We start from the raw sequence: 19,549 nt of genomic DNA on the forward strand, positions 1-19,549 counted from the left end.
GTTGCGTTACGGAGTTGAACTCGCCCGGTATCTGCCCCTAGAGGACACGGCCTGCCCCAGCGTTGCAACATAGGGCTTACTCGGTGCCACCAATCCAGCTATGCCGCACGTGGAGGTTGGCATCTAGCACCACAAAGTCTGCGCGGTAGCCTGTGGCAATGCGGCCAAGGCGGTGGCCTAGGCCCAGAAATTCGGCTGGGTATTGCGCGGCCATGCGGCAGGCTTCGTCCAGGGGCAGTCCCAGCAGGTGCACGCTATTGCGTACCGCACTGGCCATGTCCAGTGCGCTGCCCGCCAGCGAGCCGGCGGCATTGCGCACCACGCCATCCACCGCGGTAATGGTTTCGCCGTAAAGATCGAAGCTGGAGTCGTCGCTGCCCACCATTGGCATTGCATCGGTCACCAGCACCACCTTGCCACGCGGCTTGGCCGCAATTGCCACGCGCAGGCTGGCCGGGTGCACATGCACGCCATCCACAATCACGCCCACCCAGCTGCTGGCATCGTCCAGCGCTGCACCCACCACGCCGGGTTCGCGGCCTTGCAGCGGGGTCATCGCGTTGAACAAATGGGTGAAGCCGGTGATGCCGGCCTCCAGCCCGGCGCGGGTTTGCGCGTAATCGGCGGCGGTGTGGCCGGCGCACACAATCGCGCCACGTTCCACCATCGCGGTGATGGTCTGCGTGGGCACGCATTCGGGGGCCAGGGTGATGACGGTGACACCCTTGTCCAGCGCGGTCACCAGCGCGATGTCATCGGCATCCGGCACGCGAAACTTGTTTGCGTTGTGGGTGCCTTTGCGCGCAGCGGCCAGATACGGGCCTTCCAGATGGATGCCCAAAACACCCGGCACGCCTTGCGTGATGGCGTCGTGGGTGGCGTCAATTGCACGCCGCATGACATCGACATCGTCACTGATCAAGGTCGGCAACATGCCGGTGGTGCCGAACGTGCGGTGCGCGCGCGCAATCGCGGCCAGCGCTTCGACGCTGGTGGCGTTGTTGAACAACACGCCGCCACCGCCATTGACCTGCACGTCGATAAACCCGGGCACCAAGCTGCCACCCTGCAGGTCGATATGCTCGCCACTGGCAGGTGGCGGGCCATGCAGCACGGCAACGATATGGCCGTCTTCCACCAGCACGCAGGCATCGGTTTCAAAGCCGCGGTCGGTGAGGATGGAACCGTTGTGGAAGACCTGCGTGGTCATACGGTTTCGGTCACTTTGTTCAAATGCGGCGGGACATCCGGGTCAAAGCCGCGCGCCAGTGACAGTGCGTTGGCGACCGCATAGAACGCTTGTACGGTGAGGATGGGCGTGAGCGCGGGATGCGGGGACACCGGCAGCGGCAGGATGCCCGGGCCAGCTTCGCCGCTACTGGCGAGCCACACCGGCGCACCGCGCTTGCGAAATTCTGCCGCCACGGCGGCGGTGCTATCGCCGGTATCATCGTCCTGGGCGAACGCCAGCACCGGGAAATCCGGGCCCACGATGGCCATCGGCCCGTGCTTCACTTCGGCCGACGAAAACGCTTCGGCATGCAGGCCGCAGGTTTCCTTGAATTTCAGTGCCGCTTCCTGTGCGGCTGCCAGCCCCAGGCCGCGCCCCAGCACAAACATCTGCCGTGCCAAGCGCAAACCGGAGACCAGTTCCGACCAATCTTGCGCCCACGCGGCGCGCATCGCGTCGGGCAGGGCATCGACCGCAGCCAGCAGTTTGGCATCGCCACTCCAGCGTGCGGTCAATTGCAGCAATGCGGCCAGCGAGCACAGGTAACTCTTGGTCGCCGCCACGCTGTTTTCGGGGCCGGCATACAGCGGCAGCACGGTGTCGGCGAGTTTGGCAAGCGGCGAATCCACCACGTTCACCAACGCCACCACAGTGGCACCACCGGCCTTGGCGATTTCCGCATTGCGCAGCAAGTCCGGGCTTTTGCCCGATTGCGAAATGGCGACAAACAGTGCGCCCTGCATGTGCGGCTGCACCGCATACACCGAGCCCACCGAGGGCGAGGCCGACGCCGTTACCAGGCCGAGTGCGGTTTCAAACAGATATTTGCCATAGGTGGCGGCGTGGTCGGAACTGCCGCGTGCGCAGGTGACGATGAAGCGCGGCGGCTGCGCGCGCAGGCGTTCCACCAAGGCGTCGATGGTGGCCGCATTGGCGGCAAATTGACGGGCAACGGCGGTGGCCGCTTCGGCGGCCTCGGTGTACATCCAGGTACTGTCGGGGGCGGGCATGGGGGTGTGCTTGATGGGGGGTAAGAGGTCAGGAATTGGGACGCGGCGGCGCGGTGGAACCGCGCACCACCAGTTCCGGGTTGATCCCGGTATTGGCTTGCACGGTCAGTGCTTGCTCGCGGATATCGGCCAGCAGGCGGCGTGCAGCCAGCCGGCCGATGTCTTCGGTAGCCTGCTTGGCGGTGGTCAGGGCGGGCCAGCTCTGTTTGGAGAACGGGCTGTCTTCGAAGCCGGCAATCGACAGGTCATACGGCACATTGAGCCCGCCGGCGCGTGCCGCCGCCAATACCCCGGCGGCGATTTCGTCATTGCTGCCAAAGATCGCCGTGGGCCGCTGCGCCAGCGCCAATAATTTGCGCGCACCCCGGAAGCCGTCGTCGAACGAATAATCGCCCTCCACCACCAGTGCGTCATCCAAAGCGATGCCGTAATCGGCCAGCGCATCGGCATACCCGTTGTAGCGCTCCCACGATGAGCCATGGGATTTTCCACCCCACAAAAACCCGATGCGCTGATGGCCCAATTGAATCAAGTGCTCGGTGATGGCGTAGGCGGCGTCGCGGTCATCCACATAGATGCAAGCGCTGCCGTCTTGCGGGTCCTTGGCGGCAGAGACAATCCGCACCAGGCGAATGCCATGCGCCGCCAGGATCTCCACCAGCGCCTGGTTTTCCGACATCGGCGGGGCCAGCACGATGCCAGCCAGCCGCGCATTGGCCACCAGTTGCACAATCTCGTTGGCCAGCGTGGGTGAGGTGGCATCGCACGGGTGGATCTGCAGGCCGTAGCCGGTTTCGCGGCAGACCGAGAGCACGCCGTTTTGCATCGCAATCACGTAATACGGATTGGGGTTGTCGTACAGCAAACCGATGGCATAGGACTGCGCGCTGCGCAGACTGCGTGCCGATGGATCCGGTTGGTAGGCCAGCTCGGCGATCGCCTTGCGCACCCGTTCGCGGGTGCGCGCGTGCACGCCGGTTTCGTCGTTGATCACCCGCGACACGGTCTTCAGCGAGACCTGTGCGCGCGCGGCAACATCCTTGATGGTGGATTTACGCACGATGATTCCTTAGCGCCGGCCCACGTTATGGCCACGTGTGCCGAAATACAGAATGTAGAGGTAGCACGGCACCATCAGCAGCGCGAACACCAGCTGGAAGTGCAGGGTTTCTTTCAGGTGCACGAACAATTGCGGGATCACCGCGCCGCCGGAAATACCCATGATCAACAAGGCCGAACCGCGCTCGGTAAAGCGCCCCAGTCCTTGAATGGCCAGCGGGAAAATCGCCGGCCACATCATCGCATTGGCAAACCCCAGTGCCGCCACGCAGGCCACCGAGGCCATGCCGGCGGTGGCATACGCCGCAATCGTCAACGCCACGCCCAGCAGCGAGGACAACGCCAGATAGCGCGACTGCGAAACGAAGCGTGGAATCACCAGCAAGCCCACCACGTAGCCCAGCAGCATGCCGAACAACGTGAATGAGGTGAAGAATTTGGTTTGATCCGGCAACAAGCCAAAGCCGGCGCCATAGGTGCCGATGGCATCACCGGCCATCACTTCCGCGCCCACATACATGAAGATGCACAGCGCACCCAGCCACACATGCGGGTACTGGAAGATGCTGGATTTTCTGGAGGTGCTTTCGGTTTCCGAATTCACATCTTCCGCGCGCAGCTCCGGCAATGGCGAGAAAAAAATCCCCACCGCAAGCAGCGCCAACAGACCCGCCAATGCCATGTACGGGTCATGCACGCGCGCGGCAAATTCGTTGAGCAACTGTTCTTTGCCGGCAGCATCGGCACCGGCCACTTGCGCGGTGAGATCGCCCATGCCGTGCATCACCAGGGTGCCGATGACGAACGGCGCCGCCATGCCCGCCAACTTGTTGCAGATCCCCATCACCGCAATGCGCTGCGCGGCACCTTCAAGCGGGCCCAAAATACTGATGTAGGGGTTGGATGCGGTCTGCAAAATCGCAAGCCCGGCACCGATGATGAAGACGCCCGTCACCGCACCGGCATACACGCGACCGGTGGTGTATTGGCCAAACACGAAGGCACCTACCGCCATCACAAACAGGCCCAGCGCCATGCCCTGCTTCATGCCGGTCTTGCGCAAGATGGCCGATGACGGCAGCGCGAGGAAAAAGTACGACAAGTAGAACGCGCTGGGGATCAAGAAGGCCAGCGTGTCATTGACGTTGAACGCCAGCTTGGCGAACGCAATCAGCGGCCCGTTGAGCCAGGTGACAAAGCCGAAGATAAAAAACAGCGCGCCAACAATGGCAATTGCACCGTAGTTGGTTCGCACGGGAACCGCAGTGGACACAGTGGGCATGATGACGGGCGCTCCGAGGGCAATGCGGACGATAGCAGTGGACAAGGGTTGTCCTATCCGACAATGAATTGACGCGCGAGACAAGTCAAGCACCAGGATTGTGCGGTATGCGTTTCCCGGATCGACATCCATAGAGGCCACGGAAAGCCTCTCGCACACACACGCCAAGCAGTCATATCACCTTGTTCTTAAATGTGAATGGGGGATATTTTCCTGAATACGGCGGTTTTGTGAAAATCTCATGGCGCCCTGTTGACAACGTTGTCTAATTGCATGCAGAGTCGACACCCAGCACGAGGGGAAGACGGGCATGGGTGAGGCAGCAGGCATTGCAGGGGACAGGATGATGGCGACGATGGCGTGCGCCACGCGGGCCGTTGCACCCGCACAGCCGTGCTTTATTGCCGCCGATGTGGGCGGCACCAATGCGCGGGTCTCGCTGGTGCGCACCGATGCCAATGGCGCACTACAGGTCTTGTCCTGGCAGCGCTATCCCTGCGCGGATTACCCCAGCTTGGCGGCAATCCTGGCCGAGTTCGTGGAAGGCCATCCGGCGCGTGAAGGCATCGACTGCATGGTGATTGCCAGCGCCGGGGTGGTGCTGGATGACGAGGTCATCAACTCCAATCTGCCGTGGCGGATCAAGCTGGCCGAGCTGCGCGACAGCCTGCATCTGCGCGAACTGCACGTGGTCAATGATTTCGCTGCCGCCGCGCATGGTGTGGGCCGCTTGGGCGCAGCAGACACTCGCCTGCTCACACCGGGCGTGATCGCTGCCACCACCATCGGCCCGGCACTGGTGGTGGGTGCGGGCACCGGCCTGGGTGCGGCGGTGTGCATCCCCACCGGGCACGGCGTGGTGGTGCTGCCCACCGAAGCCGGCATGGCGGCCTTCGCGCCGGGCAATGCTCGCGAGATGGAAATCCTGGCGTGGTTGCGCAAGCAGGGCCATCGCCATGTCTGCACCGAACAGCTGTTGTCCGGGCCGGGGCTGGTGAATCTGTATCGCGGGTTGGCCGAGCTGCACGGCACGCTGGCAACCCTGCAAACACCGGCGCAGATCGTGCAGGCCGCACAGCAAGACGAAGCCCTCGCACTGGAAGCCGTGTTGCTGTTCTGCGGCGTGCTGGGCAGCGTGATTGGGGATCTTGCCATGATCACCAGCGCCCACAGCGTGTATGTGGCTGGCGGGGTGGTGCCGCAACTCATCGACTTTCTGCCGCGCAGTGAATTTCACGCCCGGCTGGTGGACAAGGGCGCCATGCGCGCCGTGCAAGAGCGCATTCCGGTGCGCTTGGTAGAAAACGAAAAGCTCGGCGTACTCGGTGCGGCGAGCTGGTACCTGCAACACCTGCACGCACGCGATCACCGAGAACAGGCCACACCAAGACCGGCCACCACCAACTGACCCAATGCACCAGGCCCGAAGGAGAGCGGGATCTGGTGCCACCACTGCCCTGGAGAGACAACCATGCAAGTCCGCAAGAACGTATTGACGTTGAGTATCGTGGCCGCACTGAGCGTGTCCGGTATCGCCGCAGCACAAGACAAGCCGGCCGATCAGAAAGCCAAAGACCTCGATGCGGTGGTGGTCACCGGCATCCGTGGCGCGATGGAAAAATCACTCGATGTGAAGCGTGAAGCAAAGGCGCATGTCGAAGTGGTGAGTGCCGAAGACATCGGCAAAATGCCTGACAAGAATGTGGCCGACTCCCTGCAACGTCTTCCCGGTGTGACGATCAGCTCGGCAGGTGCCAGCGAAGGCGGTTTCGACGAGAACGACCGGGTGTCGATGCGCGGCACCAACCCCAGCCTGACGCTGACCCAGATCAATGGACACTCGGTGGCATCGGGTGACTGGTTCGTACTCAATCAAAGCGATAACGCCGGTCGCAGCGTGAGCTACACCCTGCTGCCTTCCACCTTGGTCAATCAAGTGATTGTGCACAAAACCTATCAAGCCAAATTGCAGGAAGGTGGCGTGACCGGAACGGTGGATATCAAAACCCGGCAACCGGTGGAATTTGCCAAACAGTTCACCGGCAATGTGTCGATTGGTGGCGTGTATTCCGACCTGCCCGGCAAGACCGACTCACAATTCAGCGCACTGCTGAACTATCGCAATGCCGCCTCCACCGCTGGCATCTTGCTGCAGGTGTTCGACGAAAACCGCAGCCTGCGCCGTGACGGCGTGGAAGTATTGGGCTATGACCAAATTTCAAACAAAGCGGGCGACCCCACCAAGCCGGTTGCTGACGCCCACCCCGACCTCAATGGCGTGTGGTATCCACGCATGATTGGCGCGGCGCTGTTCGAACAAAAGCGCGAGCGCCGTGGTGGTTTGCTGGAGGTGCAATTCAAGCCCACCGACAACTTCAGCATTGACCTGTCCGGCTTTGTCTCCAAACTCAACGCCTCCAACTACAATCGCAATTATCTGCTGTACAACCCGCGCACCATCGGTGCGGGCATTTCACCGGCAGCCGGCTATGTGGTGCGCAACAACACCTTGGTAAGCGCCACCATTCCGGGTGCAGCAGGTACCCAATACGGGCTGTACGACATGATTGCGCGCCCGGATGAAAAGGCCAGCACCACCTACCTGGCGCTGGATGCCGATTGGAAGGCCAGCGATGCGTTGAGCCTCAACTTCAAACTGGGCACCTCCACCGGCCATGGCGAAACACCCACGCAGGATGTGGCGGAGTGGCGCGTGGGTGGCACCGGCGCATCGTGGGGATTGAACGGCATCAAGAATGCCGCCTCGTTCTCGCTCAATGAATCCACCGCTGCACCGCAGCCCAATCTGGCGCTGGACTGGATTTTCGGCCTGCAAAATCTCGACATCGTGGACAAGGACAAGTGGGGCCAGATCGATGCCGAATATTTCGTCGACAAGGGTGCGCTGAGTTCACTCGAATTTGGTGTGCGTTTCACCAATCACGATCGGTCCTCGGAAAACGTGATTGCACAGGGACCGGCGTGCATCGACAGCAGCGGCAATGTGGTCGGGTTCGACTGGTCACAGACTAACTGGTGTCCGGTGGGTACGCGCTCGCCGGCGGATCGGGCCAACTTCCCATCGACGTTCCAGAACTACCCGGGCGGCTTCGGCAGCGGCTTTGGCGGCAGCTTCCCAAGCAATGTCTGGTACTACTCCGCCAGCGATATGCACGCCTACAACCAGTTGACCACACGCGACCCCGTAGGCCGTCGCTATCCGGTGTATGAATTTGGCTTGAAGGAAAAGACCAAGGCCGCCTACCTCCAATTCAATCTGGAAGGTGATCGCTGGAACGGCAATATCGGCGTGCGCCTGGTCAAGACCAGCCAGGACGTGCTGCAATACTTGGCCGGCGGCAGCGCCTCGACCACCGGTTCCATCAATACCGCGTGGGGCTACTTCACCCCGCAGCTGGTCAGCAACAACTACACCGACGTACTGCCCACGTTGAACTTCAAGTTTGACCTCAGCGACACGTTGGTGGCGCGTGTGGCCGCGACCAAGACGATTGCACGCCCGGATTACTCGGCGCTTGCCGGTGGCCTGAGCTTGTCCCCCCCAGCCAGTCCGAATGACGTCGGCGGCGGCTCCTCCAGCAACCCCAACCTGCGTCCGATCCGCTCCACCAATTTCGATGCTGCGCTGGAGTGGTACTACGCACCACGTGCCCTGCTTTCGGCAAGCGTGTACTACATGGACTTGAGCAGTTACATCGGGCAAGGCCAGAGCACGCAGCAATTTCTGACCTTCGATCAAGCCCATCCGAATGGCTATATGGGCAACTACCTTGTCACCTCGCCGATCAACACCAAGGGCTCGGTGAAGGGCTTGGAATTGGCGGTGGAGCAGCCGCTTGGTGAAAACTTCGGCATCAATGCCAACGTGTCGTTTACCGATGCCGCAGAAAGCAATGGCAAGCCCTTGGTAGGCGCATCCCGCAATGTGTTCAATCTGGTGGGCTACTACGAGAACAGCCATTTGAATGCACGCATCGCCTACAACTATCGTTCGCATTTCTTCAACGGGCTGGATCGGCGCTCGGCGTTCAATCAAGACAACACGCAATCGGTATCCGCATCGGTGGGCTGGACCTTCAATGACAACTTCAGCGTGTCGCTGGACGGCATGAACCTGACCAATGAAAAGCTGCGCTACTACGCCGACAACAAGGATCAGCCGCGTGGCATCTACCAGAACGGCCGCCAGTACTACCTGAACTTCCGCTTCAAGTTCTGATCGCTTTCCCTGTTCCATTGGCGTAACCCTCCCTTCGGGGCCCGCAACCCGGGCCCCTTTTTTTGCCCGCTACACTCGCTGTATCCCGCAAGGAGTCCACCATGACCACCCGCACCGCTTGCTTGAACTCCGCGCTTGCACTGGCCCTGTTGGCCGCCGCGCCAACACGTGCCGCCGATGCCGGCAGCGTGATTCCCAAGCTGATCCCGCAGCCCGCGCAGATCGTGCAACTGCAAGGCAGTTTTGTGGTGACCGCACAAACCGCTGTGCGCACCGGCGATAGCGAAGTGGAGCGTGCAGTAGGCGCTCAATTCCAAGCGATGCTGGGCGATGGCTGGCCATTGCCGCTGGATTTGAGCCAGGACGGCAGCGGCCAAGGCAAGATTGCATTTGCCCTCGATCACAGCCACACGTGGGGATCACCCGATGCCTACATGCTGGATGTGGATGCAGCTGGCGTGCGCGTGCGGGCAGGGTCTGACAAGGGCTTGTACTACGGCGCCGTCACCTTGGCACAACTACTGACCTCCGGCACGGTCGATGCCCGCCGTGTGCAATTGCCCGCCCTGCATATCGACGATACCCCGCGCTTTGGTTGGCGCGGGGTGATGCTGGATTCGGCGCGACATTTCCAGAGTGTCGATGACATCAAGCAATTGCTCGATGCAATGGCGCAATTGAAGCTCGACACCTTTCATTGGCACCTCACCGACGACCAGGGCTGGCGTTTGCCAGTACCGGGCTGGCCGAAGCTGACCTCGGTCGGTAGCTGCCGCATGCCTGCCGGCGATGGCGGCGTGGATGCCGTCACCGGCGCACCGGTGCCGTATTGCGGCTTCTATACCGAAGCACAAATCCGCGACGTGGTGGCCTATGCCGCGTCTCGCCATATCGATGTGGTGCCGGAAGTGGATATCCCTGGCCATGCCACCGCGGCCATTTCCGCCTATCCACAGTTGGGCGTCTCCGGCGCGCCGATCGCGGTCTCCAACGAATGGGGCGTCAACAAAAACCTGTTCAATGCCGATGCGAGCACGATGCAGTTTTTGGACGACGTGTTGACCCAGGTGGCCACCCTTTTTCCCGGCAAGTTTGTCCATATCGGTGGCGATGAAGCGGTGAAAGACCAATGGAAGGCTTCACCCAGAATGCAGGCACGCATACGCCAATTAGGTGTGAAAAATGAAGCTGGCTTGCAAGCCTGGATGGTGGCGCGGCTGGAGAAGACACTGGCTGCGCGCGGCAAACGCATGATCGGTTGGGATGAGATTCTGGAAGGCAAATTGCCGGCATCAGCCACGGTGATGAGCTGGCGCGGCACCAAGGGCGCTATCGACGCTGCCGAGCAAGGCCACGACGTGGTGATGACGCCCGCGGACACGTTGTATCTGGACTATCTGCAAACCACATCCAGCGATGAACCGCCGGGCCGCCCCGCCACCATTCCACTGGCGCAGGTGTATGCCTTCGAACCGGTGCCCAAGGCGCTGAACGCAAAGCAGGCCACGCATATTCTGGGCGTACAGGCCAACGTGTGGACCGAGCACATGCGCAGCATGGCGCGCGTGCAGCATGCGTTGTTCCCACGCATCGCCGCCTTGGCGGAAGTGGCGTGGTCCCCCGCACAAGCACGCGACTACGCAAACTTCCTGCAACGCCTGCCGGCCATGTTGCCGCGCTGGCAACACGCGGGCATCGCCTATGCGCAAACGCCATTCCAGGCACAGTCAGAGCTCCAGCCGGGTACGACAGCCAATACCGCGCAGGTCGCGCTGCAATCGCCACTGGGCTACACCCTGCGCTACACCACCGACGGCAGCGCGCCCAGCGCCAGCGCGCCGCAGTACTTCGCCCCGCTGCAACTGCCGCTGCCCACCACACTCAGCGCGCAATTGTTTTTCGACCAGCACGCACTGGCGCCGGCCACCACTCTGCAACTCACCCGCGCATCGCTGTTGACCCGCAGCGATGAAGAGGTGGCGATGTGCACCGGCCAATTGATGCTGCGGCTGGAAGACGACGGCCCGCGCACTGGCCCGCGTGCGGTGTTCAACGTCGATATTTTCAACCCATGCTGGTCATGGCGGCAGGCCACGTTGGCAGGCATCAACACGATTGAAGTGCGCGCCGGACGCATCCCGTATTTCTTCCAACTGGCCGGCGACGAATCACACCGCACCTTCAAGCCCGCAAAAAACAAATACGGTGAGCTGGAACTGCACGCCGGTTGTGACGGCCCGCTGCTGGCCAGCGTGCCACTGCCCGCCCAGCCCGATGCCGATGGCTTTGTCAGCTTGCACGCACCCTTGCACAACCCGCCAGCCCGCACCGACATCTGCGTGTGGTTTACCGGCGATACCCGCCCCGCGATGTGGGTGCTGGATCGGATCACGTTGAAAAGCGACGGAGACGATTAAGCACGCTTGATGCCCTCGGCCTCCTTCAGGGTTCGTTTCGGGTTGCAACAAAGCCCGCTTGCGCGGGCCTTGTTGGGTCTTCGCGGCCGCCGGGCTTATTTCCTGGCGGTCAAAATCGGCGTCAGGTAATCCGGCTTGCCGGGGATGCGCTCCAGGTGCGGATAGCGCAGGCCGCCGCGGTAGTCCAGCTTGACCGTGCGGTAGCGGTCGAATTCTTTCAGCATCAACTCGATCGGGGCCTTGCCGTCCTTGGCGGCTTTCACCGCGTCTTCCAGCAGATCCTTGTCGTAGGCCTGGCCATTGACCGCCACCACGGTGGCCCCGCTGCCGATGCCGGCATTGAAGGCCGGGCTATCCCAGCGCACATCGCCAATGCTGCCGTCCTTGCCGATGCTCAGGCCCAGCGAGTAGACAAAATCCGCACCGCCCCAACGCGCATTGGCCTTGGCGAAGGCGCTGGGGGTGTCCTTGTACACCAAGCGCCAACCGGCGGCTTCAATGCCATCGGTGAGGCCGTGTTTGCCGTCCAAACGCTCGCGCAGGAAGCTGGCCCAGTCATACGGCAACACGCCGTTGAGCGTGGCCACCACATCCTCGAAGGTGTAGGTGTTCTGCTGTTCCCACTCGCCGTTGTTAACGCCGAAGAAAGCGCGGGCGAAATCATCCAGCGACTTCTTGCCGCCGGTTTTGGCGCGAATCAGCGCGTCGGCTTCCAGCCAGATCATCTGCCCACCGGAGTAGTAATCCTCGCTCATTTGATAGTTGCGATACGCACGCGGCGCACGACTGGCGATGATGGGGTCGTTGGTGGTGTCCTGGATGTTGCGCCAACGCAGGCCCGGGCGGTTTTCGGCATAGGTGGCGGCCACCAATGCCAACGCGTCGATCGATGCCGGCAGCGGGCGCATGCCGCTGCGTGCGGCCAACACATTGCCCCAATATTGGGTTTGCCCCTCGTACACCCACAACAGGCTGTCTTGCATCGGCGTGTTGAGATTGGGCACCCACAAATCCTTGCCACGGCGATATTTGCCGTTCCAGCTGTGGGTGTATTCGTGCGCCAGCAGGTCGGTGAAGCCGGTCTTCTCGTTCCACCCGGTGAAGTAGTCGGTGCCCACGCCATTTTCGCTGGAGCGCTGGTGCTCCAGCCCGTTGCCACCCATCTGGTCCGACAGCGAGAACAGGAATTGGTAGTGGTTGTAATGCTGCGCGCCGTACAACTTCAGCGCTTGTTCGACCATCGCCTTGTGCTGTTCGATCTGCTTGGGCTTGGTTTCCAGATATTTGGCGGCATCGGCCACCACACCCAACTTCACCGGCACCGTGCTGCCGGCCGGGGTCAGGTCGATGTTCCTGGTGTAGCGGCCGGCGTACACCGGCGAGTCCACCAAAATATCGAACGGCACCGCCTTGTAGTTCACGGTATCGCCGCTACGGCCGGCTTCATCCAGCGCGGTGAACGCGGTCCAACCCGCCGGATAGGTGACGTGCGGATCCATCATGATCTGATGCATGTAATGCCCGGCCGGGTACAGCACCGTGGACAGGAACTGCACGTTCAGCATGTTCGGCGTCATCACCACCCGCCCCTGCGCACCGCTGGTGGGCGTCAGGAAATCGAACTCGGCGGTGATCTCGGTGGCCCCCGCCGGCACGTTGATATGGAAAGCGGCCACGTCCAGTGTGTCGCGCTTCCAGTCCAGTGTCTGGCCATTGGCCTTGAAAGTGATGCCGGCGATCTTGTCGAGCGCATTGCGCGGCGTGTGCCCACCCGGCACCCACATGGGGTACAGCAGGGTCAGCGGGCCGGCCTGCGCGGGGATGGTTTCCTTGACCCGGATGATGCGCTGGCTCAGGTTGCTGGCATCCACTTCCAATTTGATGGTGCCGGGATAGGCCACATCCTGCGGCGCGGGGATATTCGGTGAGCCGCTTTGGGCATATGCGCCCCCAGCCAACAATACAGACGACAGGGCAAGGGCCAGCAAACGGTGCTTCATCGACAACTCCAGAACGCAGGGTGGGCTTGCATCGTACCGACCCGCCCGCCCGCGCCCACCTGCCGAAAGCCATGCCCACTCCTTGCAAATCAGGCCGTCGGTTCCACTTTCGCAGTCTCTGCACGCGGTTGCGGGGTAGCCGACAAATGCGCCGCGTCGGTAAACCGCCAAGCCACGAACACCGCGACTGCCAGCAGGGCCGAGGCGATCAGGAAGGCAATTCCAGGTAAATGCACGGGGGTATGCGGGCCGATGAAAAAGCCGAACGCAGCGGTATAGGCCAGCGGTGCAACGACGCCGGCCAGCGACACCAACCCGCTCATCGCACCCTGGATGCGGCCCTGCGCATCGGCCGGGACTTGCCGGGTAATCAACGCCTGCGTGGCCGGCCCGGCGATGGCCCAGAGCGCGCTGATCGGCATCCCGATCAAAAACAGCCAGCCCACTGGAGCCAGGCCATACACCAGAAAGCCGGCTATCCCGCAGCACAAGCCCAATAGCAAGGCGCGGCGCTCGCCCAAGACCTTGACCACCCGCCCAATCAGCCCGACATTGACGATGACACTGAGCACGCCGACCAAGGCCAGCACATAGCCGGCCTGTTTTTCCTTCCAGCCATAGGCGGCATCGGCAAACAGCACGAAGGTACTGGGATAGACGTAATGGGCGAAATTGGCAATGAACACTACCGCCACCAGCCCCCAGATGCGCGGGTTTTCGCGCAGCAATTGCACGCCGCCCAGCGGCTTGGCGTGCTTCCAATCAAACCTGGCGCAGCGTTTTTCCGGCGGCAGCGATTCGGGCAGCACAAACAGGCCGTAGCAGAAATTCAGCAACGACAAACACGCCGCAAACCAGAACGGCAGGCGATGGTTGATATCGCCCAGCACGCCGCCAATCAACGGGCCCACGATAAAGCCCAGCCCGAACGCCGCGCCGATCATGCCGAAACTTTTGGCGCGCTGCTCGGGTGCACTGACATCGGCGATATACGCATTGGCGGTGGTGAAACTGGCGGCGGTGACGGCACTGATCAAGCGCCCCACAAATAGCCATGCCAGTGAAGGTGCCAGTGCCATGAACACGAAATCGGCACCCAAACCCAAGCACGACAACAAGATCACCGGCCGCCGCCCGAACCGGTCAGACAGCGCGCCTTGAATGGGCGCACTGAAAAACTGCACCAACGCAAAGGTGAAGCTGAACAACCCGGTCCAATACGCGGCGGTGGACAGATCGCCACCCACGAATTGCTGCACCAGATGCGGCAGTACCGGGATGATCACGCCAAATGCCAGCACGTCGATCAACACGGTGATGAAGATGAACATCAGCGCGGCTTTGCGCGCGCCGAGGTGGGGGATGGCGTTCAATTGGGGGTCCGATGCATGGGGCGATGTGTTGGCGATGACTAAGCGATTGCCCGGCGATTTCCGGTGTCATCACACCTACCCAGCAAACGCATCCACCGAAAGTAAGCTGACGTGATCGCGCACATCATCCGGCCACGACTGGATGAGCACCTCAAAGCGGTGGTTATCGCCGGCGAACAAGGCGCGGGCAGCGTCTTCGAAACCGGCTTCATTGCCGGCCATCACCTGCATGAAGCGGTAGGCAGCTTCTTGCGAGGCGCGGCGCTGATCCTCTGCGGACAACACCTTGCGCGCCGCTTCCACCAGTTTGCGCAGAGCTACCGACGCACCACCCGGTTGTGCGGCCAGCCAATCCCAATGGCGCGGCAACAAGGTCACTTCGCGCGCCACCACGCCCAGTTTGGGCCGGCCCGGTTTGCGCGGCGACGCGGGGGGTTCGGCCTGGCGCAGCAACGGCTGTGCGACCAACCGCAACAGATCAGCGGCGGGCAGTTCCAATGGCAGATCCAGTTGCCCGCCGCTGGCATCTTCAAAAATCAGCACCGGTCGTTGCGGGTGCAAGTCGAATGCCTGTTTGGCCTTCAAGGCCACATGCCGCAGCTCGCCGGTGGCGATGCGGTTGGAGCCGGAAAATGCGGTACAGCGCAGGGATGGATTGAGCACGGGGCAGACTCCTGAATTCGGAGTCTATTATTACCCGGATAAATCAGAGCTGCAACCCCATCAACGCCCACCGGGCATTTCGATCAGCTTCAAGAACTCGCTGCGGGTGCGCGCATCCTCGCGGAAGCTGCCCAGCATCTTGCTGGTCACCATACTCACCCCACGCTTGTGCACGCCGCGGGTGGTCATGCACTCGTGCGCACCCACCACCACCACACCCACCCCGCGTGGTTGCAGCGCGCGCTGGATGCAGTCGGCAATTTGTGCGGTCATTTTTTCCTGCACCTGAAAGCGCTTGGCATAGGCCTCGACCACCCGCGCCAGCTTGCTGATGCCCACCACCTTGCCCGCCGGCAGATAGCCCACATGCACCTTGCCGATGATCGGCGCCATGTGGTGCTCGCAATGGCTTTCGTACTCGATATCGCGCAGCACCACCATTTCGTCGTAGCCGCCCACCTCCTCGAAGGTGCGCGCCATGTAGGCATCGGCATCCAGCGTATAGCCGCCAAACCAGTCCTCATACGCTTTGACCACCCGCTTGGGCGTATCTAGCAATCCTTCACGGCTGGGGTCATCGCCGGCCCATTGCAGCAGCGTGCGCACCGCCGCTTCGGCCTGTTGGCGGCTGATCTGGTTGCGGATGTCATCGGTCATGGCGGTGCAAACGGCGTGGCGGGGCGTGCATGATAACGCGGGAAACAAAAGGGGGCCTCATTCGAAGCCCCCTATGTATCTTGAAAATTCAACAAATACTAATTTTTACGGTAATCGGTGACGTAACCACTGAAAATTTGCATGATCGTAGTATTATTCATGCCGGGATGCGCCTGCGCAAAGTCATTGAAAATGCGGGTAGCACGGCGGTCACCCTTCGCGGATGCCGCAAAAATGGCACCCGCCAAATATTCTGGCGAGTGATCCGTGCTCAAGGAGTACTGCATCCTGCCATTCATATATATCGCAAAAGGATTATTACTGCCTCGTATTACCGCAGAAATCTCGACATAAACTGGCAGCGCAATCGCTGCGCGCGGATCATCACCATTGCGCAGTTTACTTTCATCTAATCCATTGATGGCCAAGATGGCTTTATCAAGCTGACGGTTGGGGTACAGCAGCTTGGCCATGGGGTCACCTGCATCGGCCATTGCCTTCAATTCCGAGTCATTCAGCTTGGCTGCCGCCAGAAAATCCTGGGGCAACGGCATCCCTAATTGACGCATCATATTTAGCTCTGCTGCATCGTTGTACGCCAAAATACCGAAATACTCGGCATTCAGGCGATCAAGGTAAGCCCGCTCATCCGGTGTCAATGCGGCCAACAAAGCATCCCAAGTCTCCGCCTTGAAGCGCGGATCATTGGCATAGCTTGCATCAAGAGCATGAGGGGACTTGCGCCCCTCCATGTTTGAATGTGCAACGGTCGCATCGTATTGAGCAGAAGTCTGCTTGATTGGCTTGACAACTCCCTCCGCCCTCCCTTGACAACCAACCATCAATAATGCGCACAGCGCCAGTGGAGACAATAAAGTCTTCATCATTTACGCCCTGCATCCATTACTGCGCATGTCTTTTGCAAATAAAGCACAGTTTCGATCCTCGACCGAGCTATTGTATGTTTTTTCCGCAGCACTCGAAACCTTAACAATACCGGCATACACATCAGCCCAGCCATCACAAAGTGCATCACCCCCACATTGGGCATACATATTGAGTTGAAATGCCGCGTCACAACCTGCTTTCCCCTCAGCTGCCGCATAGCACCGATCATGCTCATTGCAAGCGGAGAGAAAACTGATCCCATCGCGCGGCGCATCCAGTTCCCCGGAATAGTTGTGCCCTCCTGCAAAACCAGCAACCGCACTTAGTAGGGCATCCTTCCATCCACCAAGACCACAACCATTAGGCTGCCAGGCGGGTTGCCGAAATATTACGATACCAGGAGATGCGGGTGGCACAGCCAAATTACAATCGGAAGGCTTATCTTTGGCCAACTCCGCACAGAATTGTTCTTTGTCGATACTAAGTGATACGCCTCCGCCAGCTTCTCCCATTTCAGGCTGGTTGGTGTTGTACCGCATCGTGTTTCCGAAAACAATATTGCCGCAAGCCGAGCCTGAGCATATTACTTTCCAACCATCTATCGTAGTTCCATGCACAACTACTGAATTGAGGTTTTTTGGCCCATCCGCATAAGCTGATCCAACGCAACCGACCAACAGCATTACTAAAATTACAACCCTTATTTTCGAAATAATCATTGACTAGCCCCAAAAAGAAGGCGGAAAACTACCCCCCCCTCGAATATTCGTCAATATTGACAACAAAGCAGCTTCATGAATCACTAGCCAGTTCTGTTAGTTGTACGACGTTAAAATCAAGCTATTACAGTGGCGCGCCTCGCCCCACCCAGCAGCCGCGCCGGCAACATCAGCAGCGCCCGCAGAAATGCGAACAGCGCATGGAAGGTGATGCCCACCAACCGAAACGGCAATGCCAGCAGCCACAGCAGCGGCCACAGCACCAGCGCAAGCAGGGCCAGCGGCCAGCACAGCACCCATAGCAGGCACCACAGCAGCAGCAGGACAAAAGTTTTCATCACAGTCATTGCGCCTGTAGAACGCTGCACCTGCAGCGGTTTGCACGATGCAAGCGTGCGCCCGGCGCGGCAAGTGGTTTGCGACGAAGCCGGGATAGGTGCGACGAAGTGGCCCCGCACCTGTTGCAAGAAGCGCTGTCTTGGCACCGCGTTGGTTGGATACGGGAACGATGCGGGGTAAGAGGATGAATCACCCCCCCACCCGCGCCAGTGCCGCATCAATGCTGGTTGTCGATGCCAAGGTGCCGAATGTGGACGCATGCGCACCGCCCAAGCGGCTGGCGCACCAGTCGGAGGCCAGCGGGTTGTGGGCACGCAGCAGGGTTGCGCCTTGCAGCAGCAGTGCAAGGCGTTCGACCAAGCGGCGGGCATCGGTTTGCTCCACCTCGCCTGCCAGCAGCGCCATGCCGGTTTCAAATGCGGCATCAAAATGTGCATCAAGCCCTTTGGCCTGTTCCAACTCGGTGCGCAGTGCAGCCACAGTGTCCGGTTCACGCGATAGCGCGCGCAGCACGTCGAGGCATTGGATATTGCTGCAGCCCTCCCAAATCGCGTTGAGTGGCGATTGACGGAACAGCCGCGGCATCTGCGATTCTTCGATATAGCCGATTCCACCGAAACATTCTTGCGCTTCGGCAGCGACCAGTGATGCGCGTTTGCACACCCAGAATTTGCCGATGGCAGTGGCCACCCGCGCCAGTGCGGCTTCGTGCGGATCATGCGCGGCGCGATCCACCGCACCGGCCACGCGCACTGCCAAGGCGGTGGCGGCTTCGGATTCCAGCACCAGGTCGGCCACGACATTGCGCATCAGCGGGTGTTCGATCAGCCGCTTGCCAAACGCGCTGCGATGGCCAACGTGGTGCAGCACGCGACGCAGCGCCATGCGGATCAAACCGGCCGAACCCAGCATGCAATCGAGGCGGGTGAACATCACCATTTGCAGAATGGTGGCGACACCGCGGCCTTCGTCACCGATGCGGAAGGCCCATGCGTTTTCGAATTCGACTTCGCTGGATGCGTTCGACCAGTCGCCTTGCTTGTCTTTCAAGCGCAACAAGCGCAATGCGTTGACGCTGGCATCGGGTCGCCAGCGCGGCAGCAGAAAGCACGTCAGCCCCTCTTGTGCTTGTGCAAGCACAAGAAATCCGTCCGACATCGGCCCCGAGAAAAACCATTTGTGCCCGACCAGCGTGTATTCGCCCTGCGCTGCCAATGGCGTGGCGCGCGTGCTGTTGCTGCGCACATCGCTGCCACCCTGTTTTTCGGTCATGCCCATGCCAAGGGTGAGGCCTTGCTTGTGTTCCATCGGCACAAAGCGGGCGTCGTAATGCGGCGCAGCGGCCTTGCCCGCCCATTCACGCAGCGCCGGTTCGCGTTGCAACACCGGCACCGCCGCGTGGGTCATGGTCAGCGGGCAACTGCTGCCGGGCTCGGCCTGATAGTGCAAAAAACTGAGCGCCGCACGCGCAACGTGCGCGCCTGGGCCAGGCTGCGCCCACGACAATCCCGCGACCCCGTGTTCGATCGCGGCGCCCATGACCTGGTGATAGGCCGGATGGAATTCGACCCGATCCTGCCTGCGTCCATAGGCGTCATAGGCCAGCAGGCGCGGACGATCCCGGTGGGCGTCATCGGCCAAGTGCAACAAGCGGCCACCGGCGAGCGCGCC

Annotated in this window: 15 protein-coding genes; 3 read left to right on the forward strand and 12 right to left on the reverse strand. The window is 61.0% G+C overall.

Annotation, left to right across the window (positions count from 1 at the left end):
• Nucleotides 1-76: 76 nt before the first annotated feature.
• From nagA to QWB57_RS03820, 4 genes are read right to left on the reverse strand one after another with little or no spacing between them, the layout of a single operon-like run.
• Nucleotides 77-1,210 carry an N-acetylglucosamine-6-phosphate deacetylase gene (gene nagA, locus QWB57_RS03805; RefSeq protein ID WP_288968399.1) on the reverse strand — a complete coding sequence of 378 codons (1,134 nt, stop codon included), beginning with the start codon at nucleotides 1,208-1,210 and terminating at the stop codon, nucleotides 77-79.
• On the reverse strand, nucleotides 1,207-2,241 hold the full coding sequence (locus tag QWB57_RS03810; RefSeq protein WP_288968401.1) for an SIS domain-containing protein: 1,035 nt from the start codon (nucleotides 2,239-2,241) through the stop codon (nucleotides 1,207-1,209). Before QWB57_RS03810 ends, nagA begins: the two co-directional genes overlap by 4 nt.
• A 28-nt stretch (nucleotides 2,242-2,269) precedes the next feature.
• Nucleotides 2,270-3,301: a LacI family DNA-binding transcriptional regulator gene (locus tag QWB57_RS03815; protein WP_288968403.1), complete on the reverse strand. Its 1,032-nt coding sequence runs from the start codon at nucleotides 3,299-3,301 to the stop codon at nucleotides 2,270-2,272.
• A 9-nt stretch (nucleotides 3,302-3,310) separates the two neighbouring features.
• A complete protein-coding gene (locus QWB57_RS03820; protein ID WP_223629057.1) occupies nucleotides 3,311-4,582 on the reverse strand; it encodes a sugar MFS transporter in 1,272 nt (423 codons plus the stop codon).
• Between the two features lie 355 nt (nucleotides 4,583-4,937).
• Here QWB57_RS03820 and QWB57_RS03825 point away from each other — a divergent pair, with 355 nt between their 5' ends.
• The 3 genes from QWB57_RS03825 to QWB57_RS03835 all read left to right on the forward strand — a co-directional run bounded on the left by QWB57_RS03825 (nucleotide 4,938) and on the right by QWB57_RS03835 (nucleotide 11,239).
• Nucleotides 4,938-5,990 carry a glucokinase gene (locus QWB57_RS03825; RefSeq protein WP_288968405.1) on the forward strand — a complete coding sequence of 351 codons (1,053 nt, stop codon included), beginning with the start codon at nucleotides 4,938-4,940 and terminating at the stop codon, nucleotides 5,988-5,990.
• A gap of 63 nt (nucleotides 5,991-6,053) precedes the next feature.
• Nucleotides 6,054-8,822, forward strand: coding sequence for a TonB-dependent receptor (locus QWB57_RS03830; protein ID WP_223629055.1), 2,769 nt, complete (start codon nucleotides 6,054-6,056; stop codon nucleotides 8,820-8,822).
• A 101-nt stretch (nucleotides 8,823-8,923) separates the two neighbouring features.
• Nucleotides 8,924-11,239 (forward strand): family 20 glycosylhydrolase, encoded by a 2,316-nt coding sequence (locus QWB57_RS03835; RefSeq protein ID WP_288968407.1) that lies wholly within the window; start codon nucleotides 8,924-8,926, stop codon nucleotides 11,237-11,239.
• Nucleotides 11,240-11,334: 95 nt separating this feature from the next.
• On the opposite strand, the gene QWB57_RS03840 is transcribed toward QWB57_RS03835, so the two are convergent.
• From QWB57_RS03840 to QWB57_RS03875, 8 genes are all read right to left on the reverse strand, one after another.
• Entirely contained in the window at nucleotides 11,335-13,239 is a 1,905-nt protein-coding gene (locus QWB57_RS03840) for a M61 family peptidase (RefSeq protein WP_288968409.1), read from the reverse strand.
• An 89-nt stretch (nucleotides 13,240-13,328) separates the two neighbouring features.
• On the reverse strand, nucleotides 13,329-14,570 hold the full coding sequence (locus tag QWB57_RS03845; RefSeq protein ID WP_288968419.1) for a TCR/Tet family MFS transporter: 1,242 nt from the start codon (nucleotides 14,568-14,570) through the stop codon (nucleotides 13,329-13,331).
• A 117-nt stretch (nucleotides 14,571-14,687) separates the two neighbouring features.
• On the reverse strand, nucleotides 14,688-15,275 hold the full coding sequence (locus QWB57_RS03850) for a DUF2239 family protein (RefSeq protein ID WP_288968411.1): 588 nt from the start codon (nucleotides 15,273-15,275) through the stop codon (nucleotides 14,688-14,690).
• Nucleotides 15,276-15,335: 60 nt separating this feature from the next.
• On the reverse strand, nucleotides 15,336-15,932 hold the full coding sequence (gene folE / locus QWB57_RS03855; protein ID WP_288968413.1) for a GTP cyclohydrolase I FolE: 597 nt from the start codon (nucleotides 15,930-15,932) through the stop codon (nucleotides 15,336-15,338).
• A gap of 98 nt (nucleotides 15,933-16,030) precedes the next feature.
• On the reverse strand, nucleotides 16,031-16,816 hold the full coding sequence (locus QWB57_RS03860) for a hypothetical protein (RefSeq protein WP_288968414.1): 786 nt from the start codon (nucleotides 16,814-16,816) through the stop codon (nucleotides 16,031-16,033).
• A 3-nt stretch (nucleotides 16,817-16,819) separates the two neighbouring features.
• Nucleotides 16,820-17,539: a hypothetical protein gene (locus QWB57_RS03865; RefSeq protein WP_288968415.1), complete on the reverse strand. Its 720-nt coding sequence runs from the start codon at nucleotides 17,537-17,539 to the stop codon at nucleotides 16,820-16,822.
• A gap of 116 nt (nucleotides 17,540-17,655) precedes the next feature.
• Entirely contained in the window at nucleotides 17,656-17,877 is a 222-nt protein-coding gene (locus QWB57_RS03870; RefSeq protein ID WP_288968417.1) for a hypothetical protein, read from the reverse strand.
• 190 nt (nucleotides 17,878-18,067) lie between these two features.
• On the reverse strand, nucleotides 18,068-19,549 hold a 1,482-nt coding region (locus QWB57_RS03875; protein ID WP_288968418.1), incomplete at its 5' end, for an acyl-CoA dehydrogenase family protein.

It is taken from the genome of uncultured Thermomonas sp. (assembly GCF_937872235.1).
Classification (GTDB): Bacteria; Pseudomonadota; Gammaproteobacteria; order Xanthomonadales; family Xanthomonadaceae; genus Thermomonas; species Thermomonas beijingensis.